Here is a 21,065-nt window from a genome sequence, read left to right as displayed (position 1 = left end):
ATCACGCTAACATGATACGGGAGTATGGCGGTATTTTTCTTTCGCAGTGAGTGGGCTATTGTGGCTTGCATTCTTTCTACGTGAGGTTCGGGGCTATTCTGGGGGCAAGCCGTCGCGGGGCGCTGTGAACCCCTCCTTGGGCGCTACTTTTGCCATCCCTGGCAAAAAACCCCCGCTCCATCCTGCCCCCAGCGCCCCTTAGCCACTATGTTTGGTTTGCCTCACTCGGTATCACGCTTTGCGGCGCGTCAGGCGCAGCCCCGGTAGCACCAGCAGGGCGGCCAGCAGCCAGGCGGGCCAGCTGCCGGTGCGGGTAAAGGGCGTCAGGCCCCGCATGCCCTGCACCTCGCCGACCAGGCTGGTCTCCTCGAACTGGGGGGCCTGGGCCAGCACCCGGCCCTGGGGGTCGATAAAGGCGGTCAGGCCATTGCTGGTGGCGCGCATCACATAGCGGCCGTTCTCCAGGGCCCGCAGGCGGGCCATCTGCAGGTGCTGCTGGGGGCCGAGGGAGGCGCCGAACCAGGTGTCGTTGGAGACCGTCAGTAGGATATCCGCGTCGCGGGCGCGACTCGCCACCAGGTCGGGATAGATGATCTCGTAGCAGATGGCATTGCCCAGGCTCAGGCCGGCGGCATGCATGGGGGCCTGGCGGTCCGGGCCGGGGTGCAGCGCCGGCATGGGCAGGTCGAAGAAGGCGATGGCGCCGCGCAGCAGGCTTTCCAGGGGCAGGTACTCGCCGAAGGGGACCAGGTGCGCCTTGCGGTACTCGCCCTCCACCTCGCCCAGGCCCACCACGGCGTTATAGAAGCGGTTATCGGCGTCCCGCTGCAGGACGCCGCTGAGTAGGGCGGTGTCCGGGGCCAGGTTTGACTGCACCCGCTCGAAGATCGGCCGCGCCTGATCCTCGAACATCGGCAGGGCCGCCTCGGGCCAGACGATCAGGTCGATGTCGTCGTCCTGTTCCAGGGTCAGGCGGCTATAGGTATTGGCCGCCACCCGCTGCCCCTCCGGGGTCCACTTGATCAATTGATCCAGGTTGCCCTGCAGCAGGGCGACCCGGCGGGGCTCGCCGCTGGGTTCGCTCCACTGGCGGGGCAGTACCAGTACGGCCAGCCAGAGCAGGGCGATGATCGCCCCGGCGGCCCAGCGGCGGCGCAGCAGTTCGACCCCCAGGCTGCCGGTAAGGGCGGTGATCAGCGACAGCAGGTAGACCCCGCCGATGGGGGCCCAGGGGGCCAGGGGCGAGTCGACCTGGGCGCTACCCAGCAGCAGCCAGGGGAAGCCGGTGAAGGCGTAGGTGCGCAGCACCTCGCCCAGCACCCAGGCGCCGGCGAAGGTGAAGGCGGCGAGTTGCGGCCCGGTCAGGCGGCGGTAGAGCCAGAATGTGGCGGCGAAGAACAGCGCCAGGCCGGCGACGAAGAGGCCGGTGAGCAACAGCGCCAGCGGCACCCCGGTGTAGCCGTAGTCGTGGATCGAGACATAGACCCAGGAGGCACCGCTGCCGAACAGGCCCAGGCCGTAGCACCAGCCCTTCATGGCGGCCTGGCCCGGGGTCAGGGCGTGGATGCCCAGGTACATCAGGCCGGCGGCCAGCGGGCCCAGCCACCAGAGCCCGAAGGGAGAAACGGTGAGGGTGGTCAGGCCCCCGGCCAGCAGGGCCAGCAGATAGGCATGCCAGGGGAGCAGGCGCAACTCGCTCATCGATGCGTTCCTTGTCGAAGATGATTCCTTGGTGGCGCGGGTCAGTCGTCCTCGCCGATCTCGCAGGGCTCAGCCTGGAGCAGGCGGATACGGCGATTGTCGGCGTTGAGCACGGTGAAGCGCCAGCCGCCCAGATCGGTGAACTCGCCGCGCCGGGGCAGGTGGCCGAAGCGCTGCATCACCAGGCCGCCCAGGGTGTCGAACTCCTCGTCGGGGAAGCGGGTCTCGAAGCGCTCGTTGAAGTCCTCGATGGGGGTCAGGGCGCGGATGGCGAAGCGGCCGTCGCCCAGCTCGCGGATATCCTCCTCCTCGTCGATATCGTGCTCGTCCTCGATATCGCCGACGATCTGCTCGAGGATATCCTCGATGGTGACGATGCCCGCGGTGCCGCCGTACTCGTCGACCACCACCGCCATATGGTTATGGGTGTCGCGGAACTCCTTGAGCAGGCTGTTGAGGCGTTTGGATTCCGGCACGAACATCGCCGGACGCAGCACCTGGCGCAGGTCGAGGCCGTCGCGCTCCTCCGAAGAGCGGCACAGCATCGGCAGCAGATCCTTGACCAGCAGGATGCCGAGCACCTCGTCGAGGTTCTCGCCCACCACCGGGTAGCGGGAGTGGCCGGTCTCGAGGATCACCGGCAGATAATCCTCCAGGGGCTGGTCGATGGCGATGGCGGTGACCTGGGAGCGGGGGATCAGGACCTCGCGGACCTGCTGGTCGTTGATCTGCAGGGCACCCTCGATAATCGTCAGGGCATCCTGCTCCAGGCGCAGTCGGGAGCCGGCTTCGCGCAGGAAGAGCAGCAGCTCGTCCCGGGAGTTGGGCTCGTCGTTATCGGGGGAAAAGGCGCTGAACAACTTATCGAGCCAGGACTTGTTGCCCTGGCTACTCGATCGGTCTTCGCTCATGCGTCGGGTCTCGTGTCCTCGATAGAAGGCGCGCCGGGCGCCGGATCGGATGCCGTGTAGGGGTCGGGGAAGCCCAGCTCGGCGAGGATGGCCACCTCCAGGGCTTCCATGCACTCGGCCTCGTCATCCTCTATATGGTCATGGCCCAGCAGATGCAAGGTGCCATGGACCACCATATGAGCGTAGTGAGCCGAGAGCGGCTTGTCCTGCTCCCCGGCCTCGCGAACCACGACGCCATGGCAGATCACCAGGTCGCCGAGCAGCGGCAGGGTGATCCCCGGCGGGCTCTCGAAGGGGAAGGAGAGCACATTGGTCGGCCTGTCCTTGCCGCGGTAGTCGCGGTTGAGGGCCTGGCTCTCCTCGCCGTCGACGAAACGCACCGTCAGTTCGTGATCGGCGGCGTCGGGGTGGCGGGCCAGCACGGCGCCGACCCAGGCGGCCAGTTGGGCCTCATCGGGCAGGCAGGCCCGGTCGGTGGCGTCGGCCAGGGCCACCTGGCGGTCGATCTCGCTCATTGGCCGGCATCCCCGGCCTTGCCATTGGCCTGGCTGGCCTGCTGGCGTTCCCGGGCCTCGCGGCGGGCCTCCTTGCGGGCGCGCTCTTCGGCCTCCTGCTCCGCCTCGAAGCGGTCATAGGCCTCGATGATCCGCTGCACCATGGGGTGGCGCACCACGTCCTTGGCGGCGAAGTGGGTGACGCCGATGCCGGCGGTGTCCTTGAGCACCTCGAGGACCTGGATCAGCCCCGAGCTCTGGCCCCGGGGCAGGTCCACCTGGGTGATGTCGCCGGTGATTACCGCGGTGGAGCCGAAGCCGATGCGGGTCAGGAACATCTTCATCTGCTCGCGGGTGGTGTTCTGGCTCTCGTCGAGGATGATAAAGGCGTTGTTGAGGGTGCGGCCGCGCATATAGGCGAGCGGGGCGATCTCGATGATCTGGCGCTCGATCAGCTTGCCGACCTGCTCGAAGCCGAGCATCTCGTAGAGGGCGTCATAGAGCGGGCGCAGGTAGGGGTCGATCTTCTGGGCCAGGTCGCCGGGCAAAAAGCCGAGCTTTTCGCCGGCCTCCACCGCCGGACGCACCAGCAGGATGCGGCGCACCTGCTGCTGGTTGAGCGCCTCCACCGCCGCGGCCACCGCCAGGTAGGTCTTGCCGGTGCCCGCCGGGCCGATACCGAAGTTGATGTCGTGGTTACGGATGCTCTGAACATAGCCCTGCTGGTTCTGGCCGCGGGGCTTGATCACCACCTTGGGGGTACGCAGCAGCACCTCGTGATCGTCCAGGGGGCCCTCGTCCTCCTCCAGGGCCTCGAGGCCCGACTCCTGCAGGAAGAGATGCACGGTGTCCGGCGACAGCTCGTCGACCTCGGCCTCCCGGTAGAGGTGCTCGAGCACATTGGCGGCGGCCTTGACCCGGGCGCCGGGGCCGGCCAGTTGGAAGGTATTGCCGCGGTTGCGCAGGGTCACGCCGAGGCGCGACTCCACCAGCTTGAGGTGCTCGTCGCGCTGGCCGCAGAGATTGGCCAGGCGCAGGGGGTCGTTGGGCTCGAGGTTAAGGGTGATGATGCGATTGGCCTGGGAACTGTGTTGGCTCAAGAGCAGAGGGTCCTTGGCAGGGGGAATGCGATGAGCTTAAAGCCCCGGACGGTGCCGGGGCAATGCCTGGGTGCGGCCCGCGGGCGGGGCTCGGAGGAGGCTCTCGGAGGCGCTCAATAGCGCGCCGGGGAGGCCAGGTCGCCGCGCAGGGAGTTGGGCAGCGCCTCGGTGATCTCCACGTCGACGAAGAAGCCGATCAGCTCCATGGGGTTGGCGGCGCGGAAGTTGACCACCCGGTTGTTCTCGGTGCGTCCGGAGAGCTGGCCCGGGTCCTTGGGCGAGAAGCCGGTGACCAGGATGCGCTGGGTGCTACCCACCATGCGGCGGCTGATCTGCATCGCCTGCTGGTTGATGCGCTCCTGGAGGATCGCCAGGCGCTGCTTCTTGACGCCCTCCGGGGTGTCGTCCTCGAGGCTGGCCGCCGGGGTGCCGGGACGCGCCGAGTAGACGAAGCTGAAGGAGTGATCGAAGCCGATGCGATGGATGAGGTCCATGGTGGCCTCGAAGTCCTCGTCGGTCTCGCCTGGGAAGCCGATGATAAAGTCCGAGGAGAAGCTGATGTCCGGGCGCAGTTCGCGGATCCGCTCCATCTTGTCCACATATTCTTCCACGCCGTGGCCGCGTTTCATGGCCGCCAGGATGCGGTCGGAGCCGGACTGCACCGGCAGGTGCAGGTGGCTGACCAGCTCGGGGATCTCGCCGTAGGCCTCGATCAGGCTGTCGGAGAATTCCACCGGGTGGGAGGTGGTGAAGCGGATACGATCGATGCCTTCCACCGCCGCCACGCAAGCGATCAGCTCGGCCAGGTCGATCTCGTCGCCGAGCTGGTTCTCGCCGCGGTAGGCGTTGACGTTCTGGCCCAGCAGGTTGATCTCCCGCACGCCCTGGTCGGCAAGGTGGATCACCTCGTCCATCACCGCCTCGAAGGGCCGCGAGACCTCCTCGCCGCGGGTATAGGGCACCACGCAGAAGGTGCAGTACTTGGAGCAGCCTTCCATCACCGAGACGAAGGCGGTGGCGCCGTCGGAGCTGGGCTTGGGCAGGTGATCGAACTTCTCGATCTCCGGGAAGGTGACGTCGACCACCGAGATCTGGTTCTGCTGGCGGGAGTCGAGCATCGCCGGCACCCGGTGCAGGGTCTGGGGACCGAAGACCATGTCCACATGGGGGGCGCGCTTGCGCAGGGCCTCGCCCTCCTGGCTGGCCACGCAGCCGCCGACGCCGATCACCAGCTCCGGGTTGCTCTCCTTGAGCTTCTTCCAGCGCCCCAACTGATGGAAGACCTTCTCCTGGGCCTTCTCGCGGATCGAGCAGGTGTTGAGCAGGATCACGTCCGCCTGGGTTTCGTCGTCGGTCAGTTCCAGGTCGTGCGACTCGCCGAGCAGATCCGCCATGCGTGCGGAGTCGTACTCGTTCATCTGGCAGCCGTGGGTCTTGATGAAGAGTTTCTTCGCCATAAGAATCAGGGTCGCGGCACGTGGCCCGACGTTTCCGTCACCGGTTTGGGGTCTATACAGGAGGGGCCTTGCGGCCAAGCGTGAATATCTGGGCAAGGATTATACGCACCCGCCTGGGTGGGAGCCAGAGTCGCCTGTTCCTTCGCTAGGGCTATTCTGGAGGCAGGCCTTCGCGGGGCGCTGTGAACCCCTCCCTGGGCGCTACCGATGCCCTGCTTCGCTCTCGCATCCCGCTCCGCTCGCAGGACCGGTGCTGGCCATCCATGGCCAGCCCGTTCGGAGCCGTGCTCCTCACCCCTGGCATAGGACCCCCGCTCCGCCCTGCCTCCAGCGCCCCTTAGCCATTTCAGCTGCGTTTCTTCGCGAGGGTGGGGCGTGCCCCGGGTTCGGCCCGGGCGCGGCTGTGATATTCTTGCCGGTCACGGTCCGGCGGGCGCTCTTGCCCACCGGCGAGGCGGTCAAATGAGGTCGAAACAGAGGCAATATGGCGTCCAAGCCCATCTATCGCGTGGTATTCCATAATCAGGGCGAGGTCTGGGAGCTCTACGCACGAGAGATCTTCCAGAGCGAGCTGTGGGGCTTTATCGAGGTGGAGGAACTCGTCTTCGAGGATGCCTCCAAGCTGGTGGTGGACCCCTCCAGCGACAAGCTGCGGCGCACCTTCGAGGGGGTCAATCGTAGTTATATCCCCTTGAATTCCATCGTGCGTATCGATGAAGTGGAGCGCGAGGGCGTGGCCAAGGCGGTCAAGGCCGAGGGCAAGGTGGCGGAGTTTCCGCGGCCCATGAGCTGGCCACCCCGCGGCGAGGAGTAACGTCCGCGCCCTCGATCAAAAAGTGATCGATTTGTAGGGATCGCAGCGCCGATGCCGGATACGAACTCTTCGCGAAGGGTTTTCCCAAGACTTATCCACAGAAGCTGTGGATGGCAATCCGAGTGGGGCGGGATCGTCGAAGGAGTCGCCGATCACGCCGAAGATCGCCTGGGGCAGGGCCGCCGTGCCACCCCGAGCCCATCATGACGGCAGAGCTATGAAACAATTCAACCCCATGATCATGGGCCTGGTGTTGGGAGGGCTGAGCCTCTCCGTCCAGGCTCAGGAAGTGCAGGACCCGACCCACTGGGTCACCGATGAACTCAGCACCTTCGTGCGCAGTGGGCCCACCGATGGCTACCGTATCATCGGCACCCTCACCGCCGGTGAGCCGGTACGCGCCCTGGAGAGCAGCGGGAATTACACCCGGGTGATGAACGCCAACGGCAATGCGGTCTGGGTGTTGACCAGCGAGCTACAGGATGAGCCCAGCGATCGGGTCCGCCTGCCGGCGCTGGAGAGCCAAGTGGCCGAGCTGACCGAGGAGCTCGACGGCATCAACGAGCAGTGGGAGCAGCGCGTGGCCGGCATGACCGAGACCCTGGCGGTGCGCGAGGCGCGGATCGCCGAGCTGGAGTCGCGCAACCATGAGCTGGACGGCCAGGTCACCGAGGCCCAGCGCCGGGTACGCGAGCTGCAGGCGCGCCTGGATACCCAGGAGGAAGACCTGCTGCTGCGTTACTTCCTGTATGGCGGCGGCGTGGCCGGTGCCGGCCTGCTGGCGGGGCTGATCGTTCCCCACTTGCCGCGGCGCCGCAAGAAGCGCGATCGCTGGTTCTAAGTGCTGCCGGTGACCAAGGGAGTCTGGTGAGAGATGGATAGCGTTCAGGAAAACGAATGGTTGGCGCGCTGGCGGGAAGGTCGCATTGGCTTTCACCGCGAGGCGGCCCATCCGGCGCTGGCGCGCTACTGGCCCGGGCTTGGCGTGCCCAGCGATACCAAGGTGCTGGTACCGTTGTGTGGCAAGAGCCTGGATATGCGCTGGCTGGCCGAACGGGGGCATCCGGTGCTGGGCATCGAACTGGCCAGCCAGGCGATCGCCCAGTTCGTGGCCGAGGGCGAGGCGCCGGCGTCCCGCTACCGTCAGGGCGACTTCGAGGTGACCCGCCAGGGCAGCGTGGAGCTATGGTGTGGTGACTTCTTCCACTTCCATCTGCCCCAGGCCGCCGAGGTGGGGGCCTTCTATGATCGTGCCGCCCTGATCGCCCTGCCGGAGGCGACCCGCCAGCGCTATGCCTTTCATCTCGCCCAGTTGCTGGCCCCGGGCAGTCGCGGGCTGCTGGTCAGCCTGACCCGGCCGGATAGCGCCGGCCCGCCCTTCAGCGTCGAGGCGGCCGAGGTGGAGCGGCTGTTCGGCGCCAACTTCGAACTGTTGCACCTGGACGATGCCGAGCCGGAATCCAACGGCTTTCGCGAGAGCATCTGGTCGCTACGGCGGCGGGGGCCGCGGCGTTAAGCGCCGGTTTCTCGGCGTTATCACGTCAAGGGGCGCCTCCATGGAGGCGCCCCTTGACGTTTTGTGGCGGCGTTGGCGTAGACGATCAGCGAGCCAGCAGGGCACCCAGCTCCGGGTCTCGGAAGCTGCGGTTGAGGCCGTCACCGAGCAGTTCATTGACCATCCGGGTATTGGCCTCTTGGCTGGGACGCAGGGCATAGCTCTGGGTGCGCCGCGAGGTGTAGGTGCCGGTATAGGTGGTGCCGGCGTTGACCGCCTCGGCCTGGAAGACCGCCTCCAGCACCGCCTCGCCGAGCACCGGCACGCCGTCGCCGCGGGCATAGTCCAGGCGCATCAGGGTCAGGGTCAGTCGCGGGGTGGTGTCGGTCTGGCGGGTGGGACTAAAGCCCATCTGGCGTACCGCCTCCTCGGCCTGGGCCTGCAGCTTGGGCACCAGCTCATGGGCCTGCACGGTAATGGTGGCGGCGGACATCTCGGCGCCGCTGCGGGTGCCCAGCACCTCGCTGTCGCGACCATCCACCACATGCACCGCCACCGCCTGGCCCTGGCCGCTACGCGGCAGTTCGGCGCTGACCCGGGGATCCACCTGCAGGTAGTGAGGGCTGCTGCAGCCCGCCAGCAGCAGGGCGACGAGCAACAGCGCAAGAACCGGGATGCTGGGAAGGGGGCTGGGCTTAGGGTTCGGCATAAGGGGGATCTCCAATAACAACGCCTCGGCGGAATGCCGAGGCGAGTATAGGGGGCGGGCGCCGAGTCTGGAAAGCGTCGGGTCTCCCGGTCAGGCCAGGCTGGGCTTGGCCGCCGGCTGGCCTTCGGCGCCGAAGCGATGCCAGCGCTGGGGCAGGGCATAGAGGCGCTGGCCACGCTTGACGTCGAGGCGCTCGAAATCGCCATGGCCGATGGTGGCCAGCCAGGGCTCGGCGAGCCAGTCGGCGGCCAGCTCCAGGCGCACCTCGGCACCCACTGGCACCACGGCGGTGACCGTCATCGGCAGATGCGCCGCGGCACCGGGGGCGGCGTCCAGGCTCAGCTCGTGGGGGCGCAGCAGCAGCTCCTGGGGCCCCTCGGGCAGCTCGACCGCCAGGCGCGCCTCGCCGCAGGTCAGCACGCCGTCGCGCACCTCGCCCTCCAGGCGATTGACGTCGCCCAGGAACTCGAAGACGAAGCGGTTGGCCGGGGCCCGATAGAGCCGTGCCGGGGCATCGATCTGCTCGATGCGGCCGTTGCTCATCACCACCACCCGGTCGGAGAGCTCCAGGGCCTCCTCCTGGTCGTGGGTCACGAAGACGCTGGTGAAGTTCAGCTCGTCGTGCAGGTGGCGCAGCCAGCGGCGCAGGTCCTGGCGCACCTTGGCGTCCAGGGCGCCGAAGGGCTCGTCGAGCAGCAGCACCTCGGGGCGCAGGGCCAGGGCCCGGGCCAGCGAGACCCGCTGCTGCTGGCCGCCGGAGAGTTCCGCAGGGTAGCGCTTGGCGAAACGCTCCAGTTGCACCATCTCCAGCAACTGGTGCACCCGGGCGCGGATCTCGCCGCTCGACGGGCGTTGGCTGCGCGGCTGCACCGTGAGGCCGAAGGCCACGTTGTCGAACACCGTCATATGCTTGAACAGCGCATAGTGCTGGAAGACGAAGCCGATGCGCCGGTCGCGTACATGCACCTCGGTGACGTCGCGGCTACCGAAATGGAGGGTGCCGGCGGGGGCGCGGTCGGGCTGTTCCAGGCCGGCGATGATCCGCAGCAGGGTGGTCTTGCCGGAGCCGGAGGGGCCCAGCAGGCCCACCAGTTCGCCGCTGGCGATCTCCAGGTCGATGGGCTCCAGGGCCCGGGGCGTGCCCGGACGGCCGTAGGTCTTGGCGATTTGGCTCAGGCGAATGCCCATGATCAAGCCTCCCGGCGCGCGGCGCGCCATTCCAGGCCGGCCTTGGCGGCCAGCGTGAACAGGGCGATCAGGGCCAGCAGCGCTGCACTGGCGAAGGCGCCCACGGTGTTGTAGTCCTGGTAGAGCTGCTCCAGGTGCAGCGGCAGGGTGTTGGTCTGGCCGCGGATGGCCCCGGAGACCACCGAGACGGCGCCGAACTCGCCCACCGCCCGGGCGTTGGTGAGGATCACCCCGTAGAGCAGCGCCCAGCGGATATTGGGCAGGGTCACCCGGCGGAAGATGGTCGCGCCGGAGGCGCCCAGGGTCACCGCCGCTTCCTCTTCCCGGGAGCCCTGGGCCTGCATCAGCGGGATCAGTTCCCGGGCCACGAAGGGGCAAGTGACGAAGATGGTCACCATCAGGATCCCCGGCCAGGCGAACATCAGCTGGATATCGTGCGCGTCCAGCCAGCCACCGATCCAGCCGTTGCGGCCGTAGAGCAGCAGGTAGATCAGCCCCGCCACCACCGGCGAGACGGCGAAGGGGATATCGATCAGGGTCTGCAGCAGGCGCCGACCCGGGAAGCTGAAGCGGGTTACCAGCCAGGCCAGGGCCACGCCGAACCCCAGGCAGACGGGAATCGTCAGCACGGTGATAACCAGCGTCAGGCCGATGGCGGCCAGGGTGTAGTGGTCGCTGACATTGGACCAGAAGATGCCCACGCCCTGGGCGAAGGCCTGGGCGAAGATGGCCACCAGGGGCAGCAGCAGGAAGAGCGCCGAGAGAACCAGGGCGGCGCCAATCAGGCCCCGGCGCACCGCCGGGGCATCACCGATCCGTTGCATCAGCCGCGCCCTCCATGCAGACGCTTGATAAAGCGCCCCTGCCAGATATTGATCGCCAGCAGCAGCGCCAGCGAGACCATCAATATCACCGAGGCGATGGCCGAGGCCCCCACATAGTCGTACTCCTGGAGCTTGACGAAGATCATCAGGGCGGTGATCTCGGTCTCGTAGGGCATATTGCCGGCGATAAAGATGATGGCGCCGAACTCGCCCAGCGAACGCACGAAGGCGAGCCCCGTGCCGGTCACCAGCGCCGGCCACAGGTGCGGCAGGATCACCCGGCGGAAGGCGGTGGCATCAGAGGCGCCCAGGGTCAGGGCCGCCTCGTCCACCTCCTGGGGCAGGTCCTCCAGCACCGGCTGCACGGTGCGCACCACGAAGGGGATGCTGGTGAAGGCCATGGCCAGGGCGATGCCCACCCAGGTATAGGCCACCTGCAGTCCCAGCGGCTCAAGGAGCCGTCCCATCCAGCCGCTGCCGGCGTAGAGGGTGGCCAGGGTGATGCCGGCCACCGCCGTGGGCAGGGCGAAGGGCAGGTCCATCAGGGCATCGAGCAGGCGCTTGCCGGGGAAGTCGTAGCGCACCAGCACCCAGGCCAGCAGCAGGCCGAAGGCGCCGTTGACCAGCGCCGCCAGGGCGGCGGCGCCGATGGTCACGGTGTAACTGGCCACCACCCGGCCATCGCTGATGATGGCCCAGTACTCGGCCAGGCTGATGCCAGAGAGCTGGCCCACCAGGCTGGTCATGGGCAGCAGCAGCACCAGCGAGACGAACATCAGGCTGATGCCCAGCGACAGGCCGAAGCCGGGCAGGACCCGGCGACGGCCAGTGAGGCGGGGAAGGGCGAGGCTCATGACGGCTTAGCGACGCTGCAGTTGATCGAGCAGGGCGCCGCCGGCGAAGTGGTCCTCCATGGCCTGCTCCCAGCCGCCGAAGACCTCCTCGACGCGCAGCAGCTCGGTCTCGGGGAACCGCTCGGCGAACTCTTCCACCACCGCCTCGTGGTGGACCCGGTAGTTGAAGCCGGCCAGGGTGCGCTGCCCCGCTTCGCTATAGAGGTAGTCCAGGTAGCCCCGGGCCAGATCCTCGGTGCCGTTGCGCTCGGCGTTGGCCTCCACCACGGCCACAGGGAACTCGGCGAGGATGCTCACCGGCGGCACGATCACCTCAAAGTCGTCCTCGCCGTACTCGCCGCGGATGTTGTTGACCTCGGATTCGAAGCTGATCAGCACGTCGCCCAGGCCGCGCTCGATAAAGCTGGTGGTGGCGCCGCGGCCGCCGGTGTCGAAGACCGCCACGTTGCGCAGGAAGGTGCGCATAAAGTCGTGGATCTGCTCCTCGTCACCATCGAAGGCCTGCTCGGCGAAGCCCCAGGCGGCCAGGTAGGTGTAGCGGCCGTTGCCGGAGGTCTTGGGGTTGGGGAAGACCATGCTCACGTCCTCGCGCACCAGGTCGTCCCAGCTCTCGATGCCCTTAGGGTTGCCCTTGCGCACCAGGAAGGCGGTGGTGGAGTAGTAGGGGGAGGCGTTATTGGGCAACTGGCTTTGCCACTCCTCGGCCACCAGGCCGGCGTCGGCCAGCACCTGGACGTCGGTGACCTGGTTATAGGTCACCACGTCGGCGCGCAGGCCCTGCATGATGGCCCGGGCCTGGGCGGAGGAGCCGCCGTGGGACTGCTGCACGCCGACGGTCTCGCCATGCTCGGCCTCCCAATCGGCGATAAAGTCCGGGTTGATGGCGGAGAACAGCTCCCGGGCGATGTCGTAGGAGGAGTTGAGCAGCTCGCGCTCCTGGGCCAGGGCCGGGGTGGCGACGACGACGCTGCTGCCGAGGGCGGCGGCCAGGATGCCGCGATGAATCCAGGAGGGCTTGAACATGGTCATGGGCTCCGCACGAGATTAAGGATGTTTGATAGCAGGCTAAACTAGCCCATAAGTAATGACAATCCTGTTTTATATATATTTTGGGAATAATGCCCGATAGCCATTCTCGATGACGACGGCGGTGTCACCGAGAATCGGTTTTTTTGATGCAAAAGCTAGAATAACTATATTTTATCTAATCATGGGGCGCGCCTAAGGTGGGGGCATAACGACTTCACCCGGAGGACGCAGCATGACAGTAGAAACGATCGATACCCTGGTGGTGGGCGGCGGTCAGGCCGGCGTGGCCATGAGCGAACACCTGAGCAATCAGGGCGTGCCCCATCTGGTGCTGGAGCGTAACCGCATCGCCGAGGCCTGGCGCACCCGCCGCTGGGACTCCCTGGTGGCCAATGGCCCGGCCTGGCATGACCGCTTCCCGGGGCTCGAGTTCGACGACCTGGACCCCGACGCCTTCGCCGACAAGGAGCGGGTGGCGGCCTATTTCGAGGCCTATGCCGAGAAGATCCAGGCCCCCATCCGCACCGGGGTCGAGGTCAGGTCGGTGGAGCGCAACGCCGGCCGGCCGGGCTTTACCATCGAGACCTCCGAGGGGGTGATCGAGGCCAACCGGGTGGTGGCCGCCACCGGTCCCTTCCAGACGCCGGTGATTCCGCCCATCGCCCCCGAAGACGCGACCCTCACCCAGCTTCACTCCGCCGAGTATCGCAACCCCGGGCAACTGCCGGAAGGGGCGGTGCTGGTGGTGGGGGCCGGTTCCTCCGGGGTGCAGATCGCCGAGGAGCTGCGGCGCTCGGGCCGGCGGGTCTACCTCTCGGTGGGGCCCCACGATCGTCCGCCCCGCGCCTACCGGGGGCGCGACTTCTGCTGGTGGCTGGGGGTGCTCGGCGAGTGGGATACCGAGATGATGCGCCCCGGCAGCGAGCACGTCACCATCGCGGTGAGCGGCGCCGATGGCGGCAAGACCATCGACTTCCGCGAGCTGGCCCACCAGGGCATGACCCTGGTCGGGCGCACCCGCGCCTTCGCCGACGGCAAGGTCACCTTCGAGCCCGACCTGGCCGACAACCTGGCCGCCGGCGACGCCAACTACCTGTCGATGCTGGATGCCGCCGACGACTATGCCCGCCGTAATGGCCTCGATCTGCCGGAGGAGCCCGAGGCGCGGCATATCCCCGACGATCCGACCTGCGTGCGTGAGCCGCTGCTCGAGCTCGACCTGGCCGAGGCCGGCATCACCACCATCGTCTGGGCCACCGGCTTCACGGTGGACTACCGCTGGCTGAAGGTGGATGCCTTCGACGACAGCGGCAAGCCCCGGCACCAGCGCGGCGTCTCCCGCGAGCCCGGCGTCTATTTCGTCGGCCTGCCCTGGCTGTCGCGGCGCGGCTCCAGCTTTATCTGGGGGGTGTGGCATGACGCCAAGCATATCGCCGATCACATCGCCACCCAGCGCAAGTACCTGGCCTATCACGCCGAGGCCCAGGGCGCGGGGCGCACCGCGCCGCGCCGGGCGGCGACCGTCGAGTAAGCCCGTGGCGGGAGGCGCGCCGCCTCTCGCCGTTATCGCCTCAGCAGCAGCAAGGAGCCGTCGATGCCGACGCATACCCGAATTCGCATGTTCAATACCAAGGCCACCTACCCCAACCAGAGCCTGGACAACGACCTCTGCCAGGCGGTGCGGGCCGGCAACACCGTCTATGTGCGCGGCCAGGTGGGCACCGACTTCGAGGGCCGCCTGGTCGGCCTGGGCGACCCCGCCGCCCAGGCCAACCAGGCCATGAAGAACGTCAAGCAGCTACTCGAGGAGGCCGGCAGCGACCTCGGCCATATCGTCAAGACCACCACCTATATCACCGACCCGCGTTTCCGCGAGCCGGTCTACCGGGAGGTGGGGCAGTGGCTCAAGGGGGTCTATCCCATCTCCACCGGCCTGGTGGTGGCGGGGCTGGCCCAGCCGGAGTGGCTGATGGAGATCGATGTGATCGCCGTGATTCCCGACGACGAGGAGGGCGCCCAATGACCTTTTCCATCGCCGGCTTCTGCCGCGAGACCGGCCAGTTCGGCACCGCCATCAGTTCGTCGAGCATCTGCGTGGCCAGCCGCTGCCCCTTTATCGCCCCGGGGCGTGGGGTGGTCTTGACCCAGAACGTCACCAACCCGGTGCTGGGCCAGCGTGGCACCGAGCTGCTGGCCCAGGGCCTTCCCGCCGAGACGGTGCTGGCGCGTCTCGTCGAGGAGGAACGCTTCCCCGAGTGGCGCCAGCTGCAGGTGCTGGACGCCGAGGGGCGCAGCGCCGTGCATAGCGGCGCCGAGACCCTGGGGATCCATGCCACTCGGCGCGGCCGCGACTGCGTGGCCGGTGGCAATATGCTCGCCGACAGTGCGGTGATCGATGCCCTGGTAGAGACCTTCGAGGGCCACCCGGGGGAGCTCGCCGAGCGGCTGCTGGCGGCGCTGGAGGCGGCCCAGGCCGCCGGCGGCGAAATGGGGCCGGTGCACTCGGCGGGCCTCAAGGTCTTTGAACAGGCCAGCTGGCCGGCGGTGGACCTGCGGGTGGACTGGCATATCGCTCCGATCCAGGAGCTGCGTAGGGTGTGGCAGGCCTACCTCCCCGAGCGGGCCGCCTATCTCTGTCGTGCCGTCGATCCCAACCGGGCGCCCGGCTACGGGGTGCCGGGAGACGACCGATGAGCGATGCCTCGACGGCCTGTGTCGATCTGCTGGAGCGGCTGATCGCCTTCGATACCACCAGCGATCGCAGCAACCTGGCGCTGATCCACTTCGTGCGGGATCTCCTCGCCGAGCAGGGCATCGAGGCGACCCTGGTTCCCTCGGCCTGCGGCGAGAAGGCCAACCTCTACGCCACCATCGGCCCCAGGGACCGCCCCGGGGTAATGCTCTCCGGGCATACCGATACCGTGCCGGTGACCGGCCAGGCCTGGGGTAGCGACCCCTACCGCCTGACCGCCAAGGGGCAGCGCCTCTACGGCCGTGGCACCGCGGACATGAAGGGCTTCCTGGCGGCGGTGCTGGCGGCCGTGCCGGCCATGGCCCGGGCCGAGCTCGCCGCGCCCATCCACCTGGCCTTCTCCCATGACGAGGAGGTGGGCTGCCTGGGGGTGCGCAGCCTGCTCGAGGCGATGCGCCGCTTCCGGGTACGCCCCGCCGCCTGCGTGGTGGGCGAGCCCACCTCCATGCGCCTGGCCACCGCCCACAAGGGCAAGCTGGCCGGTCGCATCGAGGTGACGGGCAGGGCCTGCCACTCCGGCATGGCGCCGGAGGGCATCAATGCCATCCAGGCGGCGGCGCCGTTGATCCAGTGGTTCGCCGGCACCGCCGCCGCCAAGGCCGAGCAGGGGCCCTTCGATACCCGCTTCGCCATCCCCTATACCACTTTACAGCTGGGCACCATGGCGGGCGGCACGGCGCTGAATATCGTCCCGGCCCGGTGCCGCCTCGACTTCGAGGTGCGCAACGTCCCGGACGAGGATCCGCAGGCGTTGCTGGCGCCGCTGATGGCGGAGATCGATCGCCTGGATGCCGAGCTCAAGGCGTGCCATCCCGAGGCGGGCGTCACCCTGAGCTGGCTCGGCGACTACCCGGGCCTGGCCATGGCGGAGGAGGGCGAGCTGGTGGCGCTGATCCTGTCGCTGCTGGCCGAGCCGGGTCGCGAACGCATCGGTTTCGGCACCGAGGCGGGACTCTTCCAGCGCGAGCTGGGGATTCCCACCCTGGTCTGCGGCCCCGGCAGCATGGCCCAGGGCCACCAGCCCGATGAGTACGTGACCCGCGAGCAGCTGGGGCGCTGCGAGGCCTTCCTGGCGCGGCTTACCGAGGCCCTGGCCGACCCCGAGGCGGTGGCCCGCCTGGATCGCGCCTGCGCCTCCCTGGACTCTGTTTAGACAAGGCTAGGGAACGTCTCCGCAGAGTGAGGGGCGCTGGGGGCAGAGCTGAGCAAAGCGTCTTTTTCAGGGACGAAAAAGTCGAGCGCCCAGGGACGGGTTCACAGCGTCTTTGCGAGGTCTGTCCCCAGGGTAGCCCCGAGCTCCCAGGACCGTGCAGTGATGGCGACGGCCAAAGGATTGGGAGTGCCGCTAACGCTCCTGGGCCAGCCTTGGTATGCTCGGGGTAGGCGGCGTCGCCGCCTCGAGTCCCCGAGCCCGGAACCCCGTCGATGCGTCACTTTACCCTCAAGCAGCTGCGCTACTTCGTCGTCGCCGGCGACCTCTCCAGCGTCACCCAGGCGGCCAAGCGGCTGCATGTCTCCCAGCCCTCCATCTCCGCGGCCATCCAGCAGATCGAAGAGACCACCGGGCTGCAGCTCTTCCTGCGCCACCATGCCCAGGGGCTCTCCCTGACCCCCTCCGGCAAGCAACTGCTGGTGCGCGCCAAGCAGCTCTTGCGCGACGCCGAGGGGCTGGAGCGCTTCGCCGTCTCCCTGGGCGAGGAGATCGGCGGCGAGCTGCGCCTGGTGGCCTTTCCCACCTTCGCGCCGGTCTTCCTGCCTCAGCTGCTGCGCCGCTACGCCGACCGCTATCCGGCGGTGAGCCTGCAGTGCGACGAGATGAATCAGGTGGATATCGTCGCCGGCCTGGGCAAGGGGGACTACGAGCTGGCCTTTACCTACGACCTCCAGGTCCCGGAGAGCATCGACTTCACGCCCCTCTACCGCTTCCCTCCCTATGCGGTGGTCAGCGTCGATCACCCCCTGGCCGACCGCGAGAGCGTGCGCCTCGCCGAGCTGGTGGAGTACCCCATGGTGATCCTCGACTGGCCGCTGAGTCGCGACTACTTCCTGTCGATCTTCTCCCACCTAGGGCTCTCGCCGACGGTGGCCCACCGCGCCAAGTCGATGGACATGATCCGCGGCCTGGTGGCCAAGGGCTTCGGCTTCGCGCTGTTCAATACGCCCCTGACCACCCTGGACGCCTTCGATGGCGGGCGCCTCAAGGCGCTGACCCTGAGCGACGAGGCGCCACCGCTCTCCATGGGCATCGCCTGCCTGCGCGGGCTGCGCCTGAGTCCCGCCGCCGAGGCCATGCATCGGCTGGCCTGCGACGCCGACTCCCTGTCGCCGACCCTGGAGCGGCTCGCGCACTCCTTTGCCCAGGTCCCCGAGCGACTGATCGGCTCGAGTGAGAGCGAATAAGGCCCTGGTGCCTTGCCGATCCTGATCCCCATCGAGTCGCGGCTAGACTAAAAGCATCGCCGGCTCCGGTGTCTTGTCTCCCTCCCTTTGAGTCTCTCGCCAGTGGACGGTATCGGCGGCCACTGGGTGCCATCGCTGCATAAGAAAAACTGAGTCAGCGCTTAGCATAATAATATTTTAGTAAAGCAATGCCCGAGGCTATCGTGAACGCACCAGTCGTGATTCGCGCCTTCCGAGGCCCCCAAGTACAACCCCCGACAACTGGAGTGATTCCGATGGCGGCACACGATCTTTCCTACTGGCGTGACCTACGCACTCGGCTGAGCCTGCCCGGCGGCGCCTTTATCGACGGCCAGCGCCGGGACGCGGCGGATGGCGCCACCCTGACCACCTGGAACCCGGCCACCGGGGAGGCGATCAGCGAGGTCGCCGCCTGTGGCGAGGCGGAGGTCGAGGCGGCGGTGGCCGCGGCCCGGGCGAGCTTCGAGGCGGGCACCTGGTCCCGGGCCGCCCCGGCCCATCGCAAGGCGGTGTTGCAGCACCTGGCGGCGCTGATGATGGAGCACCAGGACGAGCTGGCGCTGCTCGAGACCCTGGACACCGGCAAGCCGATCAGCGATGCCCATGGCATCGATATCCCCGGTGCCGCCGGCTGCTTCGCCTGGTATGCCGAGGCCATCGACAAGCTGTATGGCGAGGTGGCGCCCACCGACGGCGACAACCTGGCCACCATCACCCGCGAAGCGCTCGGCGTGGTGGCGGCGGTGATTCCCTGGAACTTCCCCCTCGATATCACCGCCTGGAAGCTGGCCCCGGCCCTGGCCGCCGGCAACAGCGTGATCCTCAAGCCGGCGGAGCAGTCGCCGCTGACCGGGCTGCGCCTGGCGGAGCTGGCCAAGCAGGCGGGGCTTCCCGATGGCGTCTTCAACGTGCTGCCCGGCCATGGCCATATCACCGGCCAGGCGCTGGGCCTGCACCCGGACGTGGACTGCCTGACCTTCACCGGCTCCACCGCCACCGGCAAGCGCTTCCTCGACTATGCCGCCCGCTCGAACATGAAGCAGGTGTGGCTGGAGTGCGGCGGCAAGAGCCCCAACCTGATCTTCGCCGACTGCGATGTGGAGGCCGCCGCCGCCGCCGCGGTGCAGGGCATTTACTTCAACCAGGGCGAGGTGTGCTCCGCCAACTCGCGGATCCTGGTGCAGCGCGAGATCAAGGAGGCCTTCGTGGCCCACTTCGTCGCGGCGGCCGCCAGGCTCAAGGTGGGCGACCCCCTCGATCCGGAGACCAACGTCGGCTCGCTGATCGACAACGACCACGCCCAGCGGGTACGCGGCTTTATCCGCCTGGGGGTGGAGGAGGGTGCGCGCCTCGCCCTGGGCGAGGCGCCGGCGGCGGATGCCGAGGGCGCCTTCGTCTCACCGACCCTCTTCGAGGGCGCGACGCCGCAGATGACCATCGCCCGGGAGGAGATCTTCGGCCCGGTGGCGGCGCTGATCGAGTTCGCCGACGAGGACGAGGCGGTGGCCATCGCCAACGACTCCATCTACGGCCTGGCCGCCTCGGTGTGGACCGAGAACCTGTCCCGGGCCCACCGGGTCTCGCGGCGCCTGCGCGCCGGCACCGTCTCGGTCAATACCGTGGATGCCATCGACTTCAGCACGCCCTTCGGCGGCTACAAGCAGTCCGGCTTCGGCCGCGATCTCTCCCTGCATGCGCTGGATAAGTTTACCCAGTTGAAGACCACCTGGATCCGCCTCTAGCGGACCGCCCACGAGGCAAGGGGGCGCCGTTAACCCCGGCGGCGCACCCCAACGATTACAACGACTACAAATAATGAGGGTAATTCCGATGCAAGAGACACAGACAACCCTTGCCGCCGCGCCCGGCGCGGCCACCACCCGGCCCCGCGCCGCCCTGGGCATGAAGGCGCTGCTCGCCGTGGCGGTGGGCCTGGTGGTGTCCCAGGGCGTCATGGTGATCATGCTCCAGGGCGTGGGCATCGCCGGGGCGGCCTATATCGTGCCCCTGGCCATCGCCTGGGTACTGGCGCTCTGTTACGCCGCCTCCTTCTCGGAACTGGCGCTGATGATTCCCCGGGCCGGCAGCCTGAGTACCTACACCGAGGTGGCCCTCGGCCACTTTCCGGCCATCCTCGCCGTCTTCTCCGGCTATGTGGTGGTGGCCATGTTCGCCCTCTCCGCGGAGCTGTTGCTGGTCGACTACCTGCTGGGGGTGCTCTATCCCAGCCTGGGCGGCGGCCTGTGGATCGCCTTCGGGCTGCTCGGCCTCTTCACGGTGCTCAACCTGATGGGTATCGACGTCTTCGCCAAGCTGCAGAATGTGCTGGCCTTCGTGATGGTGGTGGCCCTGACCCTGCTCGGCGTCAGCGCCCTGAGCGGCGGCTTCGCGCCCCACGTGATTCCCGCCGGGCAGGTCTTCGGCGACTTCAACCTGGGCGACGGCGCCCTGACCCTGATCGCCCTGGCCATCTGGGGCTATGTGGGGGTGGAGTTCGTCTGCCCGCTGGTGGGGGAGAGCCGCAACCCCGAGCGCAATATTCCCCGCGCCATGTTTATCGGCCTGACCATGATCTTCGGCGTCTTCCTGCTCTACTGCCTGGGCGCGCTCTTCTATATCCCCCGTGAGACCCTGCTCAACGCCGAGCTCCCTCACCTGGAGTATGCCACCGCGGCCTTCGGCGGCTCCGGCACCTTCCTGCTCGCCGTGGCGGCGGTCACCGCCACCTGCAGCACCCTCAATACTTCCCTGGCCTCGGTGCCGCGGATGCTGCAGGGCATGGCCGAGCAGGGGCAGGTCTTCCCGATCCTCGGCCGGCTGACGCCGACCAGCCGGGTGCCCTGGGTGGCGGTGCTGTTCATCGCCGGCGTGACTGGGCTGCCGCTGCTGATCTGGGGCGACGATGCGGGCACCGTGGGGCTGCTGCTGGTGGCCGCCGCCATCGCCTGGCTGCTCGCCTATATCATCGCCCACGTCAACGTGATCGCCCTGCGTCGCCGCTACCCCGACGCCAAGCGCCCCTTCCGCACGCCTTTCTATCCGCTGCCCCAGCTGATCGGGATCGCCGGCATGGTCTACGCCATCGTCTACGCCTCGCCGGCCCCCGAGCTGACCGCCTGGATCTTCACCAGCGCCGGGGTGGTGCTGGGCATCGTCAGCCTGGTGGCCATCGTCTGGATCAAGGGCGTCATGAAGAAGCCGCTGTTCCGCCCCGAGCCCCTGGATAAGCTGATGGCCGGTAGCGCCGGCGACAAGCGCAACGACTGATCACGAGAGCTGGCGTCGGGTCACCGACCCGACGCCTAGTCTCCACGAA

Annotated in this window: 20 protein-coding genes; 10 read left to right on the top strand and 10 right to left on the bottom strand. The window is 67.9% G+C overall.

The window, feature by feature from the left end:
- Positions 1-231 precede the first annotated feature (231 nt).
- The 5 genes from lnt to miaB form a co-directional block, all read right to left on the bottom strand.
- Positions 232-1,701, bottom strand: coding sequence for an apolipoprotein N-acyltransferase (lnt, locus tag ACZ5EF_RS12850; RefSeq protein ID WP_346063511.1), 1,470 nt, complete (start codon positions 1,699-1,701; stop codon positions 232-234).
- 41 nt (positions 1,702-1,742) lie between these two features.
- On the bottom strand, positions 1,743-2,612 hold the full coding sequence (locus ACZ5EF_RS12845; RefSeq protein ID WP_346063512.1) for an HlyC/CorC family transporter: 870 nt from the start codon (positions 2,610-2,612) through the stop codon (positions 1,743-1,745).
- On the bottom strand, positions 2,609-3,127 hold the full coding sequence (ybeY, locus tag ACZ5EF_RS12840; RefSeq protein WP_346063513.1) for an rRNA maturation RNase YbeY: 519 nt from the start codon (positions 3,125-3,127) through the stop codon (positions 2,609-2,611). Before ybeY ends, ACZ5EF_RS12845 begins: the two co-directional genes overlap by 4 nt.
- Positions 3,124-4,206 carry a PhoH family protein gene (locus ACZ5EF_RS12835; protein WP_346063514.1) on the bottom strand — a complete coding sequence of 361 codons (1,083 nt, stop codon included), beginning with the start codon at positions 4,204-4,206 and terminating at the stop codon, positions 3,124-3,126. Before ACZ5EF_RS12835 ends, ybeY begins: the two co-directional genes overlap by 4 nt.
- A gap of 113 nt (positions 4,207-4,319) precedes the next feature.
- A complete protein-coding gene (gene miaB, locus ACZ5EF_RS12830; RefSeq protein WP_346063515.1) occupies positions 4,320-5,663 on the bottom strand; it encodes a tRNA (N6-isopentenyl adenosine(37)-C2)-methylthiotransferase MiaB in 1,344 nt (447 codons plus the stop codon).
- A 484-nt stretch (positions 5,664-6,147) separates the two neighbouring features.
- Between miaB and ACZ5EF_RS12825 the strand changes: the two genes are divergently transcribed.
- From ACZ5EF_RS12825 to ACZ5EF_RS12815, 3 genes are all read left to right on the top strand, one after another.
- The gene (locus ACZ5EF_RS12825) at positions 6,148-6,477 is read left to right on the top strand and encodes a DUF1820 family protein (RefSeq protein ID WP_346063516.1); all 330 of its coding nucleotides are present in this window, start codon (positions 6,148-6,150) and stop codon (positions 6,475-6,477) included.
- 217 nt (positions 6,478-6,694) lie between these two features.
- Positions 6,695-7,318: a TIGR04211 family SH3 domain-containing protein gene (locus ACZ5EF_RS12820; RefSeq protein ID WP_346063517.1), complete on the top strand. Its 624-nt coding sequence runs from the start codon at positions 6,695-6,697 to the stop codon at positions 7,316-7,318.
- Positions 7,319-7,351: 33 nt separating this feature from the next.
- Positions 7,352-7,993, top strand: a complete 642-nt coding sequence (locus ACZ5EF_RS12815) for a thiopurine S-methyltransferase (RefSeq protein WP_346063518.1) — start codon at positions 7,352-7,354, stop codon at positions 7,991-7,993.
- 85 nt (positions 7,994-8,078) lie between these two features.
- Here the strand turns inward: ACZ5EF_RS12815 and ACZ5EF_RS12810 are convergent, their stop codons facing one another.
- The 5 genes from ACZ5EF_RS12810 to cysP form a co-directional block, all read right to left on the bottom strand.
- Entirely contained in the window at positions 8,079-8,681 is a 603-nt protein-coding gene (locus ACZ5EF_RS12810) for a YajG family lipoprotein (RefSeq protein WP_346063519.1), read from the bottom strand.
- 90 nt (positions 8,682-8,771) lie between these two features.
- Complete coding sequence (locus tag ACZ5EF_RS12805) at positions 8,772-9,869, bottom strand: sulfate/molybdate ABC transporter ATP-binding protein (protein WP_346063520.1); 1,098 nt, start codon at positions 9,867-9,869, stop codon at positions 8,772-8,774.
- Positions 9,870-9,871: 2 nt separating this feature from the next.
- Positions 9,872-10,693, bottom strand: coding sequence for a sulfate ABC transporter permease subunit CysW (gene cysW, locus ACZ5EF_RS12800; protein WP_346063521.1), 822 nt, complete (start codon positions 10,691-10,693; stop codon positions 9,872-9,874).
- On the bottom strand, positions 10,693-11,547 hold the full coding sequence (gene cysT, locus ACZ5EF_RS12795) for a sulfate ABC transporter permease subunit CysT (protein WP_346063522.1): 855 nt from the start codon (positions 11,545-11,547) through the stop codon (positions 10,693-10,695). Before cysT ends, cysW begins: the two co-directional genes overlap by 1 nt.
- A gap of 6 nt (positions 11,548-11,553) precedes the next feature.
- Positions 11,554-12,570, bottom strand: coding sequence for a thiosulfate ABC transporter substrate-binding protein CysP (cysP, locus tag ACZ5EF_RS12790; protein WP_346063523.1), 1,017 nt, complete (start codon positions 12,568-12,570; stop codon positions 11,554-11,556).
- Between the two features lie 238 nt (positions 12,571-12,808).
- Between cysP and ACZ5EF_RS12785 the strand changes: the two genes are divergently transcribed.
- The 7 genes from ACZ5EF_RS12785 (at position 12,809) to ACZ5EF_RS12755 (ending at position 21,016) form a co-directional block, all read left to right on the top strand.
- Positions 12,809-14,107 (top strand): flavin-containing monooxygenase, encoded by a 1,299-nt coding sequence (locus tag ACZ5EF_RS12785; RefSeq protein WP_346063524.1) that lies wholly within the window; start codon positions 12,809-12,811, stop codon positions 14,105-14,107.
- A 63-nt stretch (positions 14,108-14,170) separates the two neighbouring features.
- The gene (locus ACZ5EF_RS12780; protein WP_346063525.1) at positions 14,171-14,599 is read left to right on the top strand and encodes a RidA family protein; all 429 of its coding nucleotides are present in this window, start codon (positions 14,171-14,173) and stop codon (positions 14,597-14,599) included.
- Complete coding sequence (locus ACZ5EF_RS12775) at positions 14,596-15,270, top strand: DUF1028 domain-containing protein (RefSeq protein WP_346063526.1); 675 nt, start codon at positions 14,596-14,598, stop codon at positions 15,268-15,270. Before ACZ5EF_RS12780 ends, ACZ5EF_RS12775 begins: the two co-directional genes overlap by 4 nt.
- On the top strand, positions 15,267-16,481 hold the full coding sequence (gene argE / locus ACZ5EF_RS12770) for an acetylornithine deacetylase (protein ID WP_346063527.1): 1,215 nt from the start codon (positions 15,267-15,269) through the stop codon (positions 16,479-16,481). The genes ACZ5EF_RS12775 and argE overlap by 4 nt, the downstream gene beginning before the upstream one ends.
- 272 nt (positions 16,482-16,753) lie before the next feature.
- Complete coding sequence (locus tag ACZ5EF_RS12765) at positions 16,754-17,728, top strand: LysR family transcriptional regulator (RefSeq protein WP_346063528.1); 975 nt, start codon at positions 16,754-16,756, stop codon at positions 17,726-17,728.
- Between the two features lie 275 nt (positions 17,729-18,003).
- Positions 18,004-19,491, top strand: coding sequence for an aldehyde dehydrogenase (locus tag ACZ5EF_RS12760; protein WP_346063529.1), 1,488 nt, complete (start codon positions 18,004-18,006; stop codon positions 19,489-19,491).
- A gap of 88 nt (positions 19,492-19,579) precedes the next feature.
- Complete coding sequence (locus ACZ5EF_RS12755; RefSeq protein ID WP_346063530.1) at positions 19,580-21,016, top strand: APC family permease; 1,437 nt, start codon at positions 19,580-19,582, stop codon at positions 21,014-21,016.
- The last annotated feature ends 49 nt before the right edge of the window (positions 21,017-21,065 follow it).

This window comes from Bisbaumannia salifodinae (genome assembly GCF_055388505.1).
The sequence above is the reverse complement of the archived record's forward strand: the minus strand, read 5'-3'. Positions and strand labels throughout refer to the sequence as shown.